Genomic DNA, 18,736 nt, shown 5'->3' with positions numbered 1-18,736 from the left:
TCTTCTGTTCGTTATAAAATTAATCTAATAACCCTTGCTCTTTAAAATATTTCTCAGCACCTGGATGGAACGGAATTCCAGCACCTTCAACTGCTGATTCAGCTGTAATTAATTTTCCTTTAGCATGTGTAATTTTGTCTGTGTTCTCAAAGATAGATTTTGTAATTTCATATACTAAATCTTCTTCTAAGTCTGTTGATACAGCAAGCATGGCTTGAACCGCTACTGTCTTCACTTCAGCTGGAAGTTTGTAAGTGCCAGCTGGTACTGCATCTTCAATGTAGTACGGGTATTTTTCGATTAACTCTGCTACTTTTTCATCAGCAAGTGGCACAATGACAACTTCTTGTGTAGCAGATAAACTTTCAACAGCTCCAGTTGGTGTACCAGCTGTAACGAACGCAGCATCGATACTACCATCTTGAATTCCTTCTGTTGAATCTGCAAAGTCTAAGTTACGTGCTGTAATGTCGTCCATTGTTAAACCATGAATTTCTAAAATTTGTTCTGCATTCGCATATGTTCCACTTCCGGGTGCTCCGACAGAAACTGTTTTTCCTTTTAAATCTTCAACAGATGCAATACCATTCTTTTTCAATGTTACAATCTGCACTGTTTCAGGATATAGCGTTCCGATTGCTTGGATGTTATCAATTTTATTTCCTTCAAACATTAACTTTCCTTCTGTTGCATAACTAGCAATATCCGTTTGCGTAAATGCAATATCAGCATCACCCGTGCTCAATGTTTCCATGTTTTCCGCAGATGCACCTGAAGATTGAGCTGTTGCTTCTGCATCTGTATTATCTGAAATGATTTGAGCCATTGCTCCACCTAATGGGTAGTATGTACCACCTGTACCACCTGTTACAAGGCTAAGTTGTTTAGTTCCACCACCGCCACAAGCAGCTAAGATCATCATTAATCCGACCATAAGAGCAACTGGCATAAGATAGCGTTTTCTTTTCATAAATATTCCCCCTCTTTCCTATATTACTATTTTTCTACATTACAATATTAACATAATTGTTAACATAATTGTCAATAAAGTGTTACATTTTTGTTATACAATACCTTTAAAAATACGCTGTTGTTGCATAACTATTGTCAATTACTGTATCCATTTTTAAGTGATTAAAGTCTGTAACCCTGTAAAATCAAAGTTCTTAAAAACCTTGATTTATCAATGTTAATGATGATGATTAAAAATTTTAATCGTTTTCTTTTTCTATTTTATTTAGAACAGCTTTACAATTCTATTATCATTGTCCATTTTATTTTTATTTTTCAAAAAAATAACTATATTTTTTTAGTTCTAAAAACCTCTTTTGCATATATATTTTCCAAAAACTATATTTATACATTTAGATTTTATGCTTCCAAAGGTAATTTCTCGTCACCTTAACAAGAGGTTGCGACATAACGAAATAATTCCGTCTCAAAGACAAACAACGATGTTTCTATGATTGTTAAGTTGTAAGAACAAGTTCGTTCCATTGCGCTTCAGACACTCGCTTTCCACTATTCTTTTAACATTGTTTTCCCAATCAACAAAAAAAGATCCGAACGATCAAAAACCCCAAGGATCGTTCGAATCTATCATTAACTAAAAGGCAGGCTTATGTTCCAGTCTTTTGTTGTCTACAGCTATTACAATTTTTTATCATCAATAGAGTTTAAATACTGTTCAATTTCTCCGACTACGGACTCGACACAGCCGTCCTCAAACGGTGAAAGTAAATTAGCTTCTTTTACAAGCCCTACAAATGATTGACTTCCACCTAACTTACATAAGTGTAAGTAATCATTCCATGCCTCTTCATGATTTTCACGATCTTTTTTCCAGAATTGGAACGCACAAATTTGCGCAAGAGTATAATCAATATAATAGAATGGGACATTGTAAATGTGACTTTGACGTTGCCAAAAGCCTCCGTTTTCAAGATACTCATTGCCATCATACTCTTTCCATGGTGTATATTTTTTCTCAATTTGACGCCAAGCTTCTTTACGCTCACGAGGCGTTGCATCTGGGTTTTCATATACAAAATGTTGAAACTCATCAACTGATACACCATACGGTAAAAATAATAGTCCTGAGCTTAAATGAGAAAACTTGTATTTCTCTGTATCTTCTTTAAAGAATAGCTCCATCCATGGCCATGTGAAATATTCCATACTCATGGAATGAATTTCTGCTGCTTCGTACGTTGGCCAAGAGTATTCCGGTACATCAAAGTGACGGCTACAATACACTTGAAACGCGTGACCAGCTTCATGTGTTAACACATCAATATCACCTGATGTTCCATTAAAATTCGAGAAAATATAAGGAGATTGATGATTTTCAATAAATGTACAGTATCCTCCACTTGCTTTGCCCTTTTTCGCTACAAGGTCCATTAAGTTATAATCAATCATGAATTGGAAAAACTCGTTTGTTTCAGGTGAAAGTTCTTCATACATTTTTTGACCATTTTCAATGATCCATTCAGGACTTCCTTTTGGGGTTGCATTTCCTGTTTTAAATTCAAACGGGTCGTCATAATACGTTAATGATTCAACGCCAATACGCGTTCGCTGTCTTTCTTTTAGCTTACTCGCAAGCGGCACAATAAAATCAAGCACTTGTTTTCTAAATTTTTTCACCATGTCAGCGTTATAATCGGTACGAGCCATACGCGCATAGCCTAGTTCCACAAAGTTTTGATAACCTAGTGTCGTTGCAATCTTTGTTCGTACTTTCACAAGGTCATCGTAAATTTGATCGAATGCTTCTTCATTCTCAGCAAAGAATTGAAAGCGTGCCTCTGCTGCTTTTTTACGCATATCTCGATCTGTTGATTGCATAAATGGCTCTAACTGGGCAAGTGTACGCTCTTCCCCTTCAAATAAAATTTTGGCTGATGCCACTAACTTTGTGTAATCAGAGGAAAGTTTGTTTTCTAATTGTAAGTCTTCTACAATCTCTGGTGAATAGGTTTTCAATTGTGCTTCCGCTAAATCAAACAGCTGTTTTCCCCACTTTTCTTCTAATTGTTTACGAAATGGAGATGACACAAGTGCTGTGTAGTATTGATGAATAAACCCTTCAAAAACAGGTTCGATTTCATCCATGTAGTCTTGTTCTACTTTGTAGAATTCATCTTCTGTATTAATCGAGTGACGAACAGAACAAATCGTTGACATCGTCCCGAAATCTGCACGAATTTGATTGATTTTATTAATTGCCTCACTTTGCGCTTCTACTGTTTCAGCTTCTTTAAACACTTGTAATGCTCGTTGAAATGCTATTTCAACTTCTTCTATGTTTGGTCGTTTGTATTCAAAGTCTTGAAATTTCATCTGCTACCACCTCATATATGTATTAAAAAGTATCAGTTACTTAACTTTATATATTTTCTTCATTCGGCTCTTTATTTCCTTCATTTCTTTTAAAAAAAATAACAGCATTCGACACGCGTTGTGTCGTACACTGTTATTCACCTTTTGGAACATATTCACTTGCATGGTGCCCTAGCTTCTTGAGCAATTCAATAGCCGTTGCTTTTTCCTCGTCTTCAAGAACCGATAATAAATCATGAATGCGTCTTTCGTGACTTGGGAACATGCTCTCCATGACTTTTTTCCCTTGTTCTGTTACTTCTGCATATGTGACACGTCGATCGTTTGGACATGCAACACGAGTTAAATATTCTTTTTTCTCAAGCTTATCAATTACATAGGTGATACTACCGCTTGCTAATAAAATTTTACCGCCTATTTGTTGAAGAGGCTGCTTTCCTTTATGATACAACAATTCTAATACTGCAAATTCTGTTGGGTTCATTCCATGCTGTTGAATTAACTTATGCACATGATCATTCACTGCTCGATGTGCTCGTGATAATACAATAAATAATTTTAATGATTGATCTAATTGTTCCCTCGAAACATCTTGATTCATCGTCATCATTTCCTTTATCTCGATATCAAGACAATTTTACTAAAATAGCTAGCCTCTGTCAAATCTCTCCTAAATATGACAAAGCTTATTCACATTTCCTCTCTTAAAGTGTTTTCATATTTATCATAAATCCTTCTATATAAGGGTTTATGATATAATAAATGCAGATTATGTAGCAAGGAGCGTTTAACTGCGCATGTTTATTTCCTTTTTTACAAATTCAAAACGGCATACGATTCAACTTTATTTAATCATTGTCCTTATTCCTTCTATTATGATTAGCCTATTATTTGTACAACTACGGTATTATCAATTAAACAAAGATGTCGTGGATTACGCAGAAGAAACCGCTCTTTTTCACAAAGGCCATTTAGACCGGTTTGTAGGTGAAACCAAAGCAAGTATCGAAACCATTGCCTTAATGGCAAACCCAGACAAGTCTTCTTATGCAGAGATTGAACGGACATTAAGACGCACACACCAAAGAGACTCTCGATTATCTGGTTTATATTATATTGATATGAACGGAGAGATGTTGTTTGGTTCACACGAATTACCAAAACGCATTAACGTGTATGATCGTGACTACTTTAAGCGTGTTCTCTCTACAAAAGAAACAGCTATATCGGATGCATATTTCGGGAGACTGACCGGAAGATATATCGTCACCATTGCCACGCCTATTTTAGATCGAGATCAACAAATTAGAGGCGTATTACTTGCTAGTTTGCGACTTAATTACATAGAGACCATTATGGCTGAACTAACACCGGATGTGAAAATAGATGTTTACGATCGCAACCAATTGCTTGTGTTTCAAACAAGCGAAAAAGTTCATTCAAATGACGTGTTTGTTCGTACGCAATTAGACCGCGTACCTTGGACGGTAACTGTTTCGGTTCCATCTATTCCAAGTAAAGATATTTTTTATCTATTTTTACATGCATTTCTTTTGTCATTTGTAGTCACAAATATCATCTTTTTACTAGCAAAATTGGCTTTAATCAAAAGACAAGCAAAAAAAAGAACGTATTCAAACTGAACGCCAAAAATTAGAACTGATTGGGACGTTAGCGGCTAGTACAGCTCACGAAATTCGCAACCCCCTAACAGGCATTAAAGGGCTTGTTCGTTTATTAAGTGAAAAATACACAAAAGAAGAAGATCAGTTTTATTTTTCTGTTATTCATAGTGAAATTGATCGTATTAATCAAATTGTCAGTGAGTTTCTTATCCTGGGTAAGCCAACTGCTGAAAACCGTCAATCAAACGATTTGCGTGCAATTGTTCAAGAGGTCGTTCCAGTCATTGAGTCTGAAGCAACGATTTATGGAATCACACTCAAAATGCATGTAGACGAAAAGCCGTTACCCATTTATTGTGACGAAAATCAAATCAAGCAAGTGCTTTTAAATTTAACGAAAAATGCATTGGACTCTATGCAACCAGGCGGTATCCTTACTCTTACCTTAACGAGGCGTAATCACGATTGCTTGTTGAAGGTATCTGATACTGGAAGTGGCATACCACCTGAAGCACTCGATAAAATCTTTCAACCTTTTTTCACCATGAAGCGTGATGGAACAGGATTAGGTCTTGTTGTATGTAAGCGGATTATTGATGCGTATAAAGGGACAATTCATTTTAGTAGTCAAGTAGATGTTGGAACAGAAGTAGAAGTTTCCCTTCCGCTAGATCACTCTCAGTAGCCCTATTTCTTTTCTTTTCCTATTAATTTTGAGATAATGAAATCACTTAAAATTATTCCATCAAAGGTGACTGACATGAAAAATTCTCATCTTATTTTTAACTCGTCTATTGGCTCAAAAAAGCCTGAAACTATTATTAATCGTCAAAACCCCTGTCCCTTTTGTGATGTTCACTCTCTGACAAACATCCTAGCAAAAGACGGATCGATTATTTGGCTAGAAAATAAATATCCCGTCTTACAAGATACGTATCAGACTGTTATTATTGAGACGGATGAATGTTCTTCTGAACTTTCTCTTTATCCGAAAAATCATTTGTACAAGCTCTTATCGTTTGGAATTAAACATTGGGTTGAGATGCTCAATAGCGGGGAATATACGTCTGTTATTTTTTATAAAAATCATGGACCGATGTCTGGCGGATCATTAAGGCATCCTCATATGCAAATTATTGGGTTAAAACATATTGAATGCAATTCAACGGTTGAGCGAAGCATGTTTGAGGGCATCACGATTGACAAAAAAGGCGGAGTGACATTCAACTTGTCATCAAAGCCAAGAGTAGGGTTTTTCGAGTTTAACGTCTTAATGAATAATCATGATCAATTAAAACACTTTGCCGATTACGTTCAAATCGCCACACACTATGTATTAAATCATTTTCATCGAAGTTGTACGAGTTATAATTTATTTTTCTATTATTTTGAAGATCAAATTATCGCTAAGATTTTACCAAGATTTGCCACTTCACCTTTATATATGGGATACGGCATTCCACAAGTATCCAATAAGATCGATGTCATTGCTGATGAGGTAAAGCGTCTTTATTTGACCGAGGAGTAAACAGCTCTATATTTTTTACTTCAGTAGAAATATGAATTAGCATGCAAACCATTACTTTATAACTGAACAACAAAACAGACTCAAGCTAAGAGGTCTTAGTCTTGAGTCTGTTTTTTAGTGAGACACTGCTTTTGAGATTGCTTTTTCAAAGTAATCTTTAGGTTCATCATAAATATAAAATAGTTGACTAGATGCACTCTCTTTTTTCAGTTGAACTTCTAATCGGTGAATGAATCCTAAAACGGCAGGTGAACCGTATTGATTCGAAATAAACCGAACACCATACTGATTAATACCTCTTGTTACTTCTTTCTCCCATACAATCGTGCCTAGAAGTGTAAAGCTCTCACCTAGCAACGTCATCGTAACCGCCAAAATCATATCCGTTTGTACTGGAAACTTGATAGTGGATAAAAAGCCAATCCCACCACCACTGATGTTTTCAAGTAAAATCGGGCTTTTACCAGTAGACACTCGCTTCTTTTTATATTCTTGAATGGTGACAAATGCTTCTATCGGTGACGGAAATAATACGCGATGAAATTCTCGTTGGTTATATTCCCCACTATGATGAATGTTTTTTTCCATATAGCGCTCAAACTCATCCACATACAAAGGTTTACTAAAATAAAAGCCTTGTAGGAAGTGACATTGTAACGATTGTAGAACTAATAGTTGCTCATAGGTTTCGACTCCTTCTGCTACCACTTGAATGTTTAAATTTCGAGCGATTTGAATGAGTCCTTTAATAATTTCAAAGTCTACTTTGTTATGAATTGCTTCTCGAACGAAAATTTTATCAACTTTAATTGTATTGACTGTAAATCTTTTCAAGTAACTTAGTGCAGAATAGCCAATACCAAAATCATCAATTGCAATTAGAAAACCTAGTCTACTTAACTCATTAATGTAATGACAAATAGCTGATTCATTCTCAATGAACGAACTTTCAACAATTTCAATTTGAATTTGACTTGGATTCACTTCATAGCGAGTGATGATGTTGTGTACACGATCTAATAAATGCGGATCTGTGAATTGTTCGGGTGAAAAGTTAATGGACACACGCAAATCCGTCATCGCTTGTGATTCCCATGTTTTTAATTGTTGACAAACTTGTTCAAGTGTCCAATAAGTCACTTCTTGAATCAATCCTTCTTCTTCTAACAAGTGGATAAATTCAGCTGGAGAAACAATGCCTAAATCTGGGTGATTCCATCTTAATAACACTTCAGCACCGACTATCGCCTCACTTTCCGCTGCGACAATCGGTTGATAAGCAAGACAGAACTCACGTTGTTGCAAAGCTCTTTGTAAATCCATACGTAATAAAAAGGAACGATAAGAGCTTGCAGATACTGATTGATTATATACTTCATAATGATTTCGCCCTTTTTTCTGCGCCATGTGTAACGCGAAACGAGCTTGTTCAATTAGTAAGACTTGATTTGTTTGCTCACTTGATAGACTAATTCCAATGCATGTGGGCATATAATAAGCATACGTATGAATATAAATGGGTTCTTGCAAAAGTAAGAGTAGGCTTTCCGCCACCTCATAAACCTCTTCGATGCGATCATAATAAGGCAATAAGATTGCAAAGTCATCATCATTCATGCGTGCGACTAATGCTTTCTCTCCAATCGCACTTTGTAATTTTATTGCTATATGCTTGATTAAATCTTGATGAATATCGTATTCCATCGTCTCGTTCATAAAACGAAAAGACTCAATACTCAGTATAAGTAAAGCTCGTTTTTCACTTGATACACCCTTTAGCTGTTCTTCAACAAAGTAGCGATTCGGTAGCTGAGTAAGTAAATCGACATACAATAAAGACTCTATATCTGTTCGTTGTGTAAGTTGAAATGTCAAAGAAATCGTACCATCTATCATCCATTTCCCTACAATGGTTGCTGCGAATGTTTCTGCCTTCATCGTTTGAATGGAACCGTGAAACACAGCTTGTCCTTGAACCTGAACTGCTTTTATAAATGACTGAAAACCATCGTGTTCTTGTTGCTCAATAAATTCTAAAGCATGATGATTTACACCTTGATTGATGTTTGTATGAAACAAAGAACGAGCTAATGTGTTAGTGGCCTCAACAAGCCCATCTACATTCACTAAGATAATAGGTTGAGGATACTCTTCAAATAGTAGTTGATAAACATTTAAATCTTGTTGAGTCTGTTTTTTAAACCAGGACATACGATTCCTCATTTTTCCTTTATTCACTTATCATCACATCCTAGTTAATAAAGAATAGTTGTTCAATGAATCTTTAGACCCACTAAAAAGAACATAGACCTATTATTATCCTTATATTACCGAACATTTCGTTGTTAAGCGACATTTTTTGCACCTTTCACTTCGGACTTTTTGACATTTCATATCATATTCAACGGCTTTTCAATGCATATTTTCACCTTTTCATAGATATGTTGTATCATAAAAAAGATAAACTTACTTTTTCTTTTTTCTTTCTCATGAATCAAAACGGATTTATAATAAGAATTATGGATGATTATTGATTCGCATAAAAGGAGATTACCTATGAAGGATGTACTATTAGGAAGTATTCTTTCAGCCCTCTCAACAGGAGTCGGCGCTTTGCCCATTTTGTTTTTGAACAATATGTTAACGCATCGATGGAGAGATGTTTTGTTAGCTTTAACAGCGGGGATTATGACGGCTGCTGCCACAATGAGCTTAATTCCAGAAGCACTGCAAGCAGGGGGATTTCCCGCATTAGCCATTGGTCTTATGCTTGGTGTTGTGACATTAACCTTAATGGAACAAAACATTCCACACATCGATTTGCAGCATTCGAAAACAGGCATACAGTTTGATGAAAAAGCGCTCTTAATTGTGGCTGCTATCACGCTTCATAATTTACCAGAAGGTCTTTCAGTCGGAGTAAGTTATGCGTCAGATGTAGAGAATACGGGGAATTTAATTGCACTTGCAATTGGTTTGCAAAATGCGCCGGAAGGTTTATTAGTGGCCTTATTTTTAGTGCAGCAAAAGATTAGTAAGCTAAAAGCATTTGTGATCGCTACATTAACAGGGGCTGTCGAAATTATTACAGCGCTAATCGGCTTTTACTTAACAGCTTATATTGACTCACTTGTTTCTTACGGACTTGCTTTTGCAGCGGGCTCTATGTTGTTCATCATCTACAAAGAGCTTATCCCGGAAAGTCACGGAGATGGGAACGAGCGGTTTGCTACGTATTCTTTCATTTTAGGATTGTTATTTATGATTTTCCTCATTCAAATTTTTTAACAAACCAATGTTTGAACACAAGCCAATAAATAAGATCCCTGCTTCTAAAGTCCAATCTAATCAGTGGCTAAATAAGCAGGGATTTTTCTACAAAAAGACTATGTTTATGTTTTAAAGATGTATAAACCATGTTCATCGTTTTTTACCTATTCCTTGTCCACCTTGGTTCATGACTTTTGAAAAGCAAGATGATTTCCTAAGAATGAAAACAACGGCAGCTTTCTTTCCTCTTCTAGTAATTGCTTTTGGTATATATTTAAGAGCCCATCTAATTCTTGACTGCATCGAATTGTTTCACAGCTTGTAAAACCTGTTTGTTCTGCAATCTCCATCATTTGTTGTCTTTTTAAGACAATCTCAACAAGTAAGGCTTCAACATTTACCTCACGTTGATTTTGGATTCGCAACGTTAAGTCCTCCCTTAACTCTAATAAATTATCCCCCTAACGCATTATTACAAATTCTACTAAATATGTAAATAGACTCGCAATAATAGACAATTTTTTTAATTATTTTTTTAACACTTTGTAATCAAAATGTTTAAAAAGTATTAATATAGCAACATTTATCCATTCGATAGGTTGTTTTGCATTCGACAAAATCTGTTGACTTATCTGACAAGTTTTTCACTTTTTCATGTCGCCTTTTGAGCAGCTCGTTGCACAGCATCCCAGACAGATGCGAATGGTGGTGCGTAACTTAAATCAAGCATCGACACTTGTTCACCCGTTAATTTCATCGTAATCGCCGTGGCAAATACATCAATACGCTTTGCTACGCCTTTTTTCCCAATCATTTGAGCACCTAATAGGACATTTGTCTTCTCGTCATAAACCAGTTTAATCGTCATCTTTTCAACATGTGGATAATAAGAAGCATGACTGTTAGCTTGTTCAGTCACCGTTTTATAAGAAAACTTGTATTGTTTTGCTTCCTTCTCACTAATTCCTGTTTTTGCTACTTCAAATTCAGCAATCTTCACGACGCTTGTTCCAACGACGCCAGGAAATTCTTTTTTCTCGCTTGCTAAATTATAGCCAACCACTCTTCCTTGCTTATTTGCAATCGTTCCAAGCGAAATGTGGACACGCTCATTTAACACGAGGTGATAACTAGTCGCACAATCGCCAGCTGCATAAATATCGTTCACCGAGGTTTCCATCCGATTCGTGACTTCAATGACTCCTTTTTCATTCTTTTTAATCGATGTTTCATTTAAAAAAGCCGTGTTTGGTTGAACACCTACATTTACAATAACGGCGTCTGTTTCATAGGACCCTTTATTCGTCTGTACAGCCGTTACATTCTGATGGCCTGTTAACTCTTTTACTTCCTCATTTAAGTGAAACGCAATTCGGTCTTGTAATCCCTCTTGCACAATTGTTGCCATATCAGCGTCAAAAGGTGGCAAAATCTGTTCACTCAGCTCAATCACACGCACGCGTTTACCAAGCTCTAACATTGATTCAGCAAGCTCTAGTCCAATATAACCACCACCAATAATGGTCACATCTTGAATATGTGGCTGAGACATAAACTGTCGAATCCGAACACCGTCTTCAATATCTTTTAATGTAAAAACATTTTCCATCTCATCTTTAAGGAACGGAGGACGAACAGGTGATGTTCCTGTTGCAATGACCAATTTATCATACGTAACCCGCTGTTTCTTTGACGTTTGAAGGTTCACCACAACCACTTCTTTTTTTACCTCGTTCACTTCAATGACTTCATGGCACGTATGAACATCAATGCGTTGCTCCTTAAATTCTTCTTTTGTACGAGCAATTAACTCTTCTTCAGACTCCACAACACCCGAGATATAATAAGGTAACCCACAAGCTCCGTATGACACATAATTTCCCTTTTCAAATACAACAATGTCTACTTCTTTATTTAATCGTCTTAATTGCGATGCAGCACTCATGCCAGCTGCCACTCCACCGATGATGACTACCTTCTCCATTCTAATCCTCCTATTTCACACAGTTTTGTCTATCTTTCCCTTTCCTCTTTTGACTCATTCCTAAACAAAAAAAGCGCTCAATATGAACGCTTAGGTTAACTTTTTACGGTAGTATGTGAGGGCTAGAGCACCTGCTAATACAGCACCTTTAATAATATCTTGTGTATAATAAGGAACGTTTAGCATCGTTAATCCATTTAACAGTACCCCAATTAAAATGGACCCAAATAAAGTCCCGATCACATTTGGTTTTCCTGCTCCAAATACAGAAAATCCAATATATGCAGCAGCTACAGCATCCATTAAAAATGGTGCTCCGGCATTCACTTCACCAACACCAATACGTGCAGCTAACACAATTCCACCAATACCAGCAAATAAACCAGAAAGCATATACGCATACATGCGATAGCGATTAACCGGAACACCTGATAGACGAGCCGCTTCGATGTTTCCTCCTGTTACGTAAAAGAAACGCCCAAACTTCGTATACGTAAAGATAAGATGAACGACTAAAACAGCGAGCAGCATAATGATAACCGGCATAGGAACACCCAATAGCTCTCCTTGACCAATGTGTATAAAAGAAGGAATGAAAATACCTGGTGCACGTTCTCCTCCTCCTAATGGCATATTCGCATAAATAGCTGAACCTTTTGTATAGGTTAATAAAATTCCTTGAACGATGAACATCATGGATAACGTCGCTAAAATATCAGGGATTTTTACTTTCACGACTAAAAAAGCATTGATTAGTCCAATTAGAACAGCCGCTAAAATCGGGACTAGTAGTGCAATCATAAGCTCTTGTCGATGCAACACAAGCATCGATGCAGATAAAATGGTCGCTAGTCCTGCGGTAGAACCTACTGATAAGTCGAGTCCATTCACTGTTAACGAAATCGTGACACCAATGGCAATGAGGGTCACAATGGAGATGGAACGCAAAATATCACTAATATTTGCCGCTGTTAAAAAGTTTGGTGATAAAAGAGAAAAAATGACCATTACGGCGACAATCGTTAAAACCGTTCCATATCGATAAAGAAAATCAAACACACTACTTGTTGATTCACTTGTTTGTTTTTTTGTTTTCACTTCATTTAATTCCGTACTCACTTTTCTGTCCCTCCTGCAGCATAGTAGAATAACTGTTCATGCGTTGCTTCAGCACGCGTTAATTCTTTGACAAACGCTCCGTTGTACATCACATAAATCCGGTCTGCAATGCCAATTAATTCATTGAACTCACACGTTGCATATACCACGCCTTTTCCTTGTTTGACAAGTCCATTGACTAGTTCAAAAATATCGCGCTTAGACCCCACGTCTACTCCCTTTGTTGGCTCATCAAACAGATAGACATCCGCATCTTTTACAAGCCATTTTCCAATCGCCACTTTTTGTTGATTTCCTCCACTCAATGTTCCGACTGCTTGTTTAATCGAAGATGCTTTTACCCCTACTTCTTGAACGGTTTTTACTGCTTGCGCTTTTTCTTTCTCTTTTAATAAAAAGGAAAGCTTCGTAAAACGAGCTAAACTCGGCAATGTTAAATTAGCAGTAATGGATTCTTCAACAAGAATTCCTTCTTTTCTACGCTCTTCGGGAACGAGTGAGATTCCATGATTAATATAATAGTAAGGCTCTTTATTCGTTTTTAATAATTGACCTCGAACGCGGATGCGGCCTGATACACCTTGTTGAAGACCAAATAAACTACGACACAACTCCGTTTTACCAGCCCCTACTAATCCTGCAATGCCGACAATTTCCCCTTCATTCACGTGAAACGAAAGATTGGATAGCTTCGTAGACCACGATAAATTCTCCACTTCCATTACTACCGGACCAATGGGCACTGTGTCTTTCGGAAACTCTCCTGAAAATGTTTTACCTAGCATATGAGAAATCACTTCATCGATGCTCGTTGTTTGAATGGTTGTTGTGATAATGTGTTCTCCGTCGCGAAGTACAGTAACACGATCGGCAAGATCAAACACTTCTTGTAGACGATGAGAAATGTAAATAATACCGACACCTTGCTCTTTTAATGTACGAATGACATGAAACAATCGCTTCGTTTCTTCTACGCTTAACGGTGCGGTTGGTTCATCTAAAATGAGGTATTCTACATCTTGTGCAATCGCTCTTGCAAGGAGCACTTGTTGTTTTTCAGACAAAGTTAGTTCGCCTACCGTTTTTTTTACATCAATGTTAGATCCAAGACGAAGAAGTGCAGCCTTTGCTTGTTCGTATATGCGTTTCCACTTTATCAGTGACGATCCTTTTTCTGTTACTTGCGCATCGAGCATAATGTTTTCTGCGACTGATAAAGAAGGAATAAGTGCCATATCAACTTCTTGATGCACAATTTGCAACCCATGATTCTTAGCATCTTTCGGCGAGTGAATGGAGATTGTTTGTTCATTCTTTTCAATGGTTCCTTCATAGGATTCATACGTTCCTGATAAAATTTTCATAAGCGTACTTTTTCCCGCTCCATTCGCACCTAAAAGGGCATGAACTTCTCCTTTTGTCACTGAAAACTGCACATCTTTTAGTGCTTGAAATGAACCAAACGCCTTTGTAATGTTGGTCATCTTTAATCTGTGTACCATGTGCTCCCTTCTTTCTACCATTCTTATTGACTACTTTAAAAACAGAATATGACATAGGCCTCGGCATCCTATGTCATATCATATGGCTATCAATTAATCCCATTCCTCCACATATTCATGTAACTGATCCATATTAATTGGAGATTGTGGTAAGTCATCTTGCGTGACGAGAACTGGATCAAATGAATAATAACGAGGTGTTTGTTCGCCTGCTAGCTTTTGTAACACAAGCTCTACTTGTTTTGCACCTACAGAAGCTGGGTTAACAGCTGATGACGCTTTCCACGGGCTGTTTTCTTCTTGCATCATTTGTAAATCTTCATCTGATAAATCAATTCCGTACACTTTAATTTCGTCACGACCTGCTTCTTTAATCGCACGCGTTACACCTTTAGCAAACTCATCCCAAGGTGCCCAAACAGCCGTAATATCACCTTTATTTGGATATTGTCGCAAAATAGCTTCCATTTTCGTTTGCGTATCTAATGATGTATTGCTTGATGCATTCCCAAAACGAGCCACTTCTTTTAAACCAGGATAGCGCTCAAGCATCATTTCATAGACGCGATTACGCTTTTCCATCGGTGCAAATCCACCTACGAATACATATACGATATTTCCTTCTCCGTTAATGTCTTGAGCCATTTGCTTTAAGCCTTGAAGAGCCATCATGTAATCATCTTGGTCAATCGTTGTCACACCTTCAACGTTTAACTCAACGTCAAACGCAACAACCGGAATACCTTTTTCAATCGCACGTTTTACACCTGGTTCTAACGTTTCTGTACGACCATGTTTAATGATGATTCCATCAACGTTTTGGTTAATCGCTGCCTCTAGGTAAGACGCCATTTTCGATTGATCGTTATTCGCATCTGAAATCGTTAACTCTACACCGCTATCTTCCGCTGCTTGCTTTACTCCGTTTATGTATTGAGCAGCGTGCGTACCCGTTGTAAATTCAGCAATGAGTGCAATCTTTGCATCTCCTTCAAATTTCTTCGTTGCTTTTTCATCTGTTTGTTCTTTTTGTGCTGGTTCCTTTTTTTCCGTTGAAGTGGCTGGTTGTGCAGCTGGTTGTTCACTCGTACATGCAACTAACGGAAACACAAGAGTGAAAATCAATAACCACGCAAACGCATGTCGAACCCAATGTTTCATCTTCTGTTCATCCTTTTCTCAGTTTTTCTATGTCATTAATCAGCTTTAAAAATCGAGTTAAAAAAAGCTCTACTTTTATAGGTGAATAAAAGCAGAGCTTTCTCACTTTCTTCTATATTAATAGTTAATGATTACTGTGCATCGTAAATCGGTACCCAACCTTCTGTTGTTACAAAGATTCGCACAGCTACTACTTTACGATCATCCATTAATGTGAAATAATGACGCACATTTTCAGGTACAGAAATTAAATCACCAGGCTCTAACTCTACATCAAAAAAGTTACCGTCTTTACCTTGAATGACAAAGATACCATGACCACTTACAATAAAGCGCACTTCGTCATCGGTATGATGATGCTCACGTTGGAAGTTTTGAAGTAATTGCTCTAAGTTTGGTGTTGATTCTGAAAGTGAGATGACGTCTTGTGATTGATAGCCACGTCGCTCAGAAATGTCTTTAATTTCAACTGCAAATGTTGTTAAAATTTCTTGTTTTTCTTCATCAGTTAAAGCAAATTTTTCACGTAAATGTTTAGGTAATTTGTTCATATCCCAGTTTTCATAAATAACCTCATTCGTCGTTAAAAATGCTGCTACCTCTTGTTGATTTTCAATACGCTCATTGTTTTGATGCAAACGAATTGTTGCCATTAAAAATTCCTCCTTAGTTAACTTGTAATTGATTTTTTAAGGTTAATAGCTTCACATGATAGCTAAATAAAAATTCATAGGCTTCTAATACTTTTTTCGCTTCAAATGCATTTCGTCCCCATACTGTAATCCCATGATTACGAATAAGAACAGCACCTTGATCGCCTTGGATATGTTGATCAAATTCTTCAGAAAGAGTCGGAATATCTGCATGATTCTGAATAATCGGGACAGACACTTCCGCATCTTCTTCCCAAATTCCGAGTGCTTTTATAATTTCTTGTCCTTTAAATCTCACTTCACCTTTGTCACCATACAACTCGGAAATAATGTTGTTATCAATTGTATGCACGTGCAAACTGCAACCAGCATTCGTTTTTCCATATACTTTCACATGAAGCAATGTTTCTGCTGAAGGTCGCAAAGAAGTCTCTTCAGCAGGTTTTCCATACGCATCCACGAGTAAAAAGTCTTCACTCGTACGCTTGCGTTTATCTTTGCCACTAGCTGTCACTAGAAACGTAGTTGGATCATGGCTAACACGAATGGATAAATTCCCACTCGTGCCAAAGAACCAATCTCGTCCTGCTAGTTCATCTTTCACTTCCGCTAGCTCATTCCAACGCTGTACCACGATACTCATGTTGTCACCTCCACTAGTTTCTCGACATGCTTTCGTACGTCATAAAATGTTTCAAACGGCTTATATGGAATGTTTAGTTCTTCACACTTTTCAATCAAGAAATCCCTCGCAATCACAGCATCTACCATCTTCGCTGCTTGTAAATCCGTAATGGAATCTCCAATCATAATGGTGAAGTCCTCTTTTTCAGCTAATGTCCGAATAAGGGTTGGCTTACAGCATCCACAATCATTGTCACACTGGTCATCACACGTATGTGGCCATTGAATGACGATGCGCTCTTTACTGAAATCCGATTCGTTACAATAGATGTGTTCTTTTTTTACTTGATCTCCTAAAAGAGGATGAACAAAGAAATCAATGCCTCCACTTACGATGTAAAGAGGAAGGTTGTGATCTTTTGTAAATTGAACAAATTCTGAAAAGCCTTCTCGGATTTTGGCATGACTTAAAATAAATGAAATGATTTCTTCTTTTAAGTCGGAAGGAAGTAAGGAAAACATCTTCCCCACTCCTTCTTGGATGGATACACGCTGTGCAAGTACATCTTCTTTTATCGCATCCCACTCGGGTGGAGCGAATTGTTTCATAATCGCAATAATGTTATCGCTATTTGTAATCGTCCCATCGAAGTCACAAAAGATTTTGATGTTACTCATGCTTTCACCTCTGGCTCGCCCCATAGATTTAATGCTTTTTGCAACTCTGGTGAAGATTGTGCGCCTTCTTGTAACGTTTTTCCTTCTAATACAGCATCTACTGCATCACGGAATGCTTTTGCACCACCTGCAGCTCCGTCTGGATGACCGTGAACTCCACCACCAGCGTTAATGACACTATCAATGCCAAAGTCTTTAATCAGAAGTGGCACCATACCAGGATGAATGCCTGCTGAAGGCACTGGGAATGCTTTTTTTACATAATGGTTAGGTTCAACAAGTTCATTGGCAATGCTAATGGCTTCTTCAAATGGTAGCGCCACGCTTCCGTATGGTGATGGAAACAGTGAAAGGTCTGCACCTGCGATACGAAGTAACTTCCCTAGTAACAGCGAATTTGAGAAACCATAAAACTCAGATGGTGTTAACGCCCCACTCACAGCTGGGTGAGCCATAATGGGTAAGGCAATCTCATCATCTTCACGAAGCGCTTGAAGAACATCGAGTCCGTAAGCAAATACATTGAACAAAAGTGCATCTGCTCCAAGCTCTTGTGCTCGCTTTGCTTTGTCTTTTAAGTCGAAGGTACGCCCCGATACATTCACCGCATAAAGCGCACGATGACCAGTTGTTTCATACACCTCTTTTAAAATGGACTTTCCATGTGTAATCCGCTTTTCAAATGGTGTTAAGTCATTTTCAAATAAGATTTCATCATCTTTGACGAGGTCTACTCCACCTAATGCTTGCTGTTTTAACTGTTCTGTTAAGTACGCTAAGTCTTTTCCGATGACTCCTTTAAAGATACTCATCACAAGCGGACGGTTAAAAACATCTAGCTTTTTACGAATGCCTTCAATTCCAAAGCGCGGTCCTGGAAACGATTGAAGTAACTCTTTCGAAAACTCTAAGTCTATTAATTTAATTTTTCCATCTAGCGATAATTTTCCGAAAACCGTTGTTAAAATGGCTGGTAAGTCGAGTGAAAAGTTCGCTGTCGGATACGCAATTTTAATAATGGCTTGATTCACTTCGTTGTTTAAATATTGATTCACACGGTCACAAGGTTGTAGCGGTGAAACCGATACGACGCGACCTTTATGTTTTTTTAATTGCTCCTGCTCAAGCAGCGGTAAATTGGTCCATGAACCTACTGTTAAGCCTAGTGCAATGCCTTCTGCTTTTTTATGAAAGTCACTATTGTTATCATGAATTAAATAACTTGCAATTACTTCACTCATTCTGTC

General features: G+C 37.4%; 17 protein-coding genes and 1 pseudogene. 5 read left to right on the top strand and 13 right to left on the bottom strand.

The annotated features are described in order from the left end of the window. Nucleotides 1-19: 19 nt before the first annotated feature. The 3 genes from DIS06_RS02400 to DIS06_RS02390 all read right to left on the bottom strand — a co-directional run bounded on the left by DIS06_RS02400 (nt 20) and on the right by DIS06_RS02390 (nt 3,946). Nucleotides 20-970, bottom strand: coding sequence for a TAXI family TRAP transporter solute-binding subunit (locus DIS06_RS02400; protein ID WP_110111660.1), 951 nt, complete (start codon nt 968-970; stop codon nt 20-22). A 680-nt stretch (nt 971-1,650) separates the two neighbouring features. Next, nucleotides 1,651-3,345 (bottom strand): M3 family oligoendopeptidase, encoded by a 1,695-nt coding sequence (locus DIS06_RS02395; RefSeq protein ID WP_110111659.1) that lies wholly within the window; start codon nt 3,343-3,345, stop codon nt 1,651-1,653. A gap of 133 nt (nt 3,346-3,478) precedes the next feature. Continuing rightward, nucleotides 3,479-3,946 (bottom strand): MarR family winged helix-turn-helix transcriptional regulator, encoded by a 468-nt coding sequence (locus DIS06_RS02390; RefSeq protein WP_110111658.1) that lies wholly within the window; start codon nt 3,944-3,946, stop codon nt 3,479-3,481. A 196-nt stretch (nt 3,947-4,142) separates the two neighbouring features. On the opposite strand from DIS06_RS02390, the gene DIS06_RS02385 reads away from it, so the two are divergent. The 4 genes and pseudogenes from DIS06_RS02385 (at nt 4,143) to DIS06_RS02370 (ending at nt 6,498) form a co-directional block, all read left to right on the top strand. Further along, complete coding sequence (locus tag DIS06_RS02385; RefSeq protein WP_110111657.1) at nt 4,143-4,988, top strand: PDC sensor domain-containing protein; 846 nt, start codon at nt 4,143-4,145, stop codon at nt 4,986-4,988. Then, nucleotides 4,978-5,187 (top strand): annotated as a pseudogene (locus tag DIS06_RS20875) (histidine kinase dimerization/phospho-acceptor domain-containing protein); the annotation flags it as partial. The gene DIS06_RS02385 and the pseudogene DIS06_RS20875, both read left to right, overlap by 11 nt. A gap of 33 nt (nt 5,188-5,220) precedes the next feature. Further along, nucleotides 5,221-5,655 (top strand): sensor histidine kinase, encoded by a 435-nt coding sequence (locus DIS06_RS02375; protein WP_110111656.1) that lies wholly within the window; start codon nt 5,221-5,223, stop codon nt 5,653-5,655. 75 nt (nt 5,656-5,730) lie between these two features. Continuing rightward, nucleotides 5,731-6,498 carry a DUF4931 domain-containing protein gene (locus tag DIS06_RS02370; RefSeq protein ID WP_110111655.1) on the top strand — a complete coding sequence of 256 codons (768 nt, stop codon included), beginning with the start codon at nt 5,731-5,733 and terminating at the stop codon, nt 6,496-6,498. A gap of 114 nt (nt 6,499-6,612) precedes the next feature. On the opposite strand, the gene DIS06_RS02365 is transcribed toward DIS06_RS02370, so the two are convergent. Continuing rightward, the gene (locus DIS06_RS02365; RefSeq protein ID WP_162595837.1) at nt 6,613-8,709 is read right to left on the bottom strand and encodes an EAL domain-containing protein; all 2,097 of its coding nucleotides are present in this window, start codon (nt 8,707-8,709) and stop codon (nt 6,613-6,615) included. Nucleotides 8,710-9,054: 345 nt separating this feature from the next. On the opposite strand from DIS06_RS02365, the gene DIS06_RS02360 reads away from it, so the two are divergent. After that, on the top strand, nt 9,055-9,786 hold the full coding sequence (locus DIS06_RS02360) for a ZIP family metal transporter (protein WP_110111653.1): 732 nt from the start codon (nt 9,055-9,057) through the stop codon (nt 9,784-9,786). 167 nt (nt 9,787-9,953) lie between these two features. Here DIS06_RS02360 and DIS06_RS02355 read toward each other — a convergent pair whose 3' ends face one another. The 9 genes from DIS06_RS02355 to mtnW form a co-directional block, all read right to left on the bottom strand. After that, nucleotides 9,954-10,193 (bottom strand): aspartyl-phosphate phosphatase Spo0E family protein, encoded by a 240-nt coding sequence (locus DIS06_RS02355; protein WP_239421799.1) that lies wholly within the window; start codon nt 10,191-10,193, stop codon nt 9,954-9,956. A 227-nt stretch (nt 10,194-10,420) separates the two neighbouring features. Then, entirely contained in the window at nt 10,421-11,752 is a 1,332-nt protein-coding gene (locus DIS06_RS02350; RefSeq protein WP_110111652.1) for a CoA-disulfide reductase, read from the bottom strand. 90 nt (nt 11,753-11,842) lie between these two features. Next, nucleotides 11,843-12,760, bottom strand: coding sequence for an ABC transporter permease (locus tag DIS06_RS02345; protein ID WP_110111752.1), 918 nt, complete (start codon nt 12,758-12,760; stop codon nt 11,843-11,845). Nucleotides 12,761-12,867: 107 nt separating this feature from the next. After that, the gene (locus DIS06_RS02340) at nt 12,868-14,373 is read right to left on the bottom strand and encodes a sugar ABC transporter ATP-binding protein (protein WP_110111651.1); all 1,506 of its coding nucleotides are present in this window, start codon (nt 14,371-14,373) and stop codon (nt 12,868-12,870) included. 93 nt (nt 14,374-14,466) lie between these two features. After that, complete coding sequence (locus DIS06_RS02335) at nt 14,467-15,534, bottom strand: sugar ABC transporter substrate-binding protein (RefSeq protein ID WP_110111650.1); 1,068 nt, start codon at nt 15,532-15,534, stop codon at nt 14,467-14,469. Between the two features lie 131 nt (nt 15,535-15,665). After that, entirely contained in the window at nt 15,666-16,187 is a 522-nt protein-coding gene (locus DIS06_RS02330) for a 1,2-dihydroxy-3-keto-5-methylthiopentene dioxygenase (RefSeq protein ID WP_110111649.1), read from the bottom strand. 13 nt (nt 16,188-16,200) lie between these two features. After that, nucleotides 16,201-16,830 carry a methylthioribulose 1-phosphate dehydratase gene (locus DIS06_RS02325; RefSeq protein ID WP_110111648.1) on the bottom strand — a complete coding sequence of 210 codons (630 nt, stop codon included), beginning with the start codon at nt 16,828-16,830 and terminating at the stop codon, nt 16,201-16,203. Beyond that, nucleotides 16,827-17,489 (bottom strand): 2-hydroxy-3-keto-5-methylthiopentenyl-1-phosphate phosphatase, encoded by a 663-nt coding sequence (locus DIS06_RS02320; protein WP_110111647.1) that lies wholly within the window; start codon nt 17,487-17,489, stop codon nt 16,827-16,829. The genes DIS06_RS02325 and DIS06_RS02320 overlap by 4 nt, the downstream gene beginning before the upstream one ends. Continuing rightward, complete coding sequence (gene mtnW / locus DIS06_RS02315) at nt 17,486-18,730, bottom strand: 2,3-diketo-5-methylthiopentyl-1-phosphate enolase (protein WP_110111646.1); 1,245 nt, start codon at nt 18,728-18,730, stop codon at nt 17,486-17,488. The genes DIS06_RS02320 and mtnW overlap by 4 nt, the downstream gene beginning before the upstream one ends. Nucleotides 18,731-18,736 lie beyond the last annotated feature (6 nt).

It is taken from the genome of Bacillus sp. CGMCC 1.16541 (genome assembly GCF_003184905.1).
Taxonomy (GTDB): Bacteria; Bacillota; Bacilli; order Bacillales; family Bacillaceae_H; genus Priestia.
The sequence above is the reverse complement of the archived record's forward strand: the minus strand, read 5'-3'. Positions and strand labels throughout refer to the sequence as shown.

Coding starts and splice junctions, on each gene's coding strand:
- DIS06_RS02400 (WP_110111660.1), bottom strand. CDS start 970: ATGAAAAGAAAACGCTATCTTATGCCAGTTGCTCTTATGGTCGGATTA.
- DIS06_RS02395 (WP_110111659.1), bottom strand. CDS start 3,345: ATGAAATTTCAAGACTTTGAATACAAACGACCAAACATAGAAGAAGTT.
- DIS06_RS02390 (WP_110111658.1), bottom strand. CDS start 3,946: ATGAATCAAGATGTTTCGAGGGAACAATTAGATCAATCATTAAAATTA.
- DIS06_RS02385 (WP_110111657.1), top strand. CDS start 4,143: ATGTTTATTTCCTTTTTTACAAATTCAAAACGGCATACGATTCAACTT.
- DIS06_RS02370 (WP_110111655.1), top strand. CDS start 5,731: ATGAAAAATTCTCATCTTATTTTTAACTCGTCTATTGGCTCAAAAAAG.
- DIS06_RS02365 (WP_162595837.1), bottom strand. CDS start 8,709: ATGTCCTGGTTTAAAAAACAGACTCAACAAGATTTAAATGTTTATCAA.
- DIS06_RS02360 (WP_110111653.1), top strand. CDS start 9,055: ATGAAGGATGTACTATTAGGAAGTATTCTTTCAGCCCTCTCAACAGGA.
- DIS06_RS02350 (WP_110111652.1), bottom strand. CDS start 11,752: ATGGAGAAGGTAGTCATCATCGGTGGAGTGGCAGCTGGCATGAGTGCT.
- DIS06_RS02345 (WP_110111752.1), bottom strand. CDS start 12,760: ATGGTCATTTTTTCTCTTTTATCACCAAACTTTTTAACAGCGGCAAAT.
- DIS06_RS02340 (WP_110111651.1), bottom strand. CDS start 14,373: ATGGTACACAGATTAAAGATGACCAACATTACAAAGGCGTTTGGTTCA.
- DIS06_RS02335 (WP_110111650.1), bottom strand. CDS start 15,534: ATGAAACATTGGGTTCGACATGCGTTTGCGTGGTTATTGATTTTCACT.
- DIS06_RS02330 (WP_110111649.1), bottom strand. CDS start 16,187: ATGGCAACAATTCGTTTGCATCAAAACAATGAGCGTATTGAAAATCAA.
- DIS06_RS02325 (WP_110111648.1), bottom strand. CDS start 16,830: ATGAGTATCGTGGTACAGCGTTGGAATGAGCTAGCGGAAGTGAAAGAT.
- DIS06_RS02320 (WP_110111647.1), bottom strand. CDS start 17,489: ATGAGTAACATCAAAATCTTTTGTGACTTCGATGGGACGATTACAAAT.
- mtnW (WP_110111646.1), bottom strand. CDS start 18,730: ATGAGTGAAGTAATTGCAAGTTATTTAATTCATGATAACAATAGTGAC.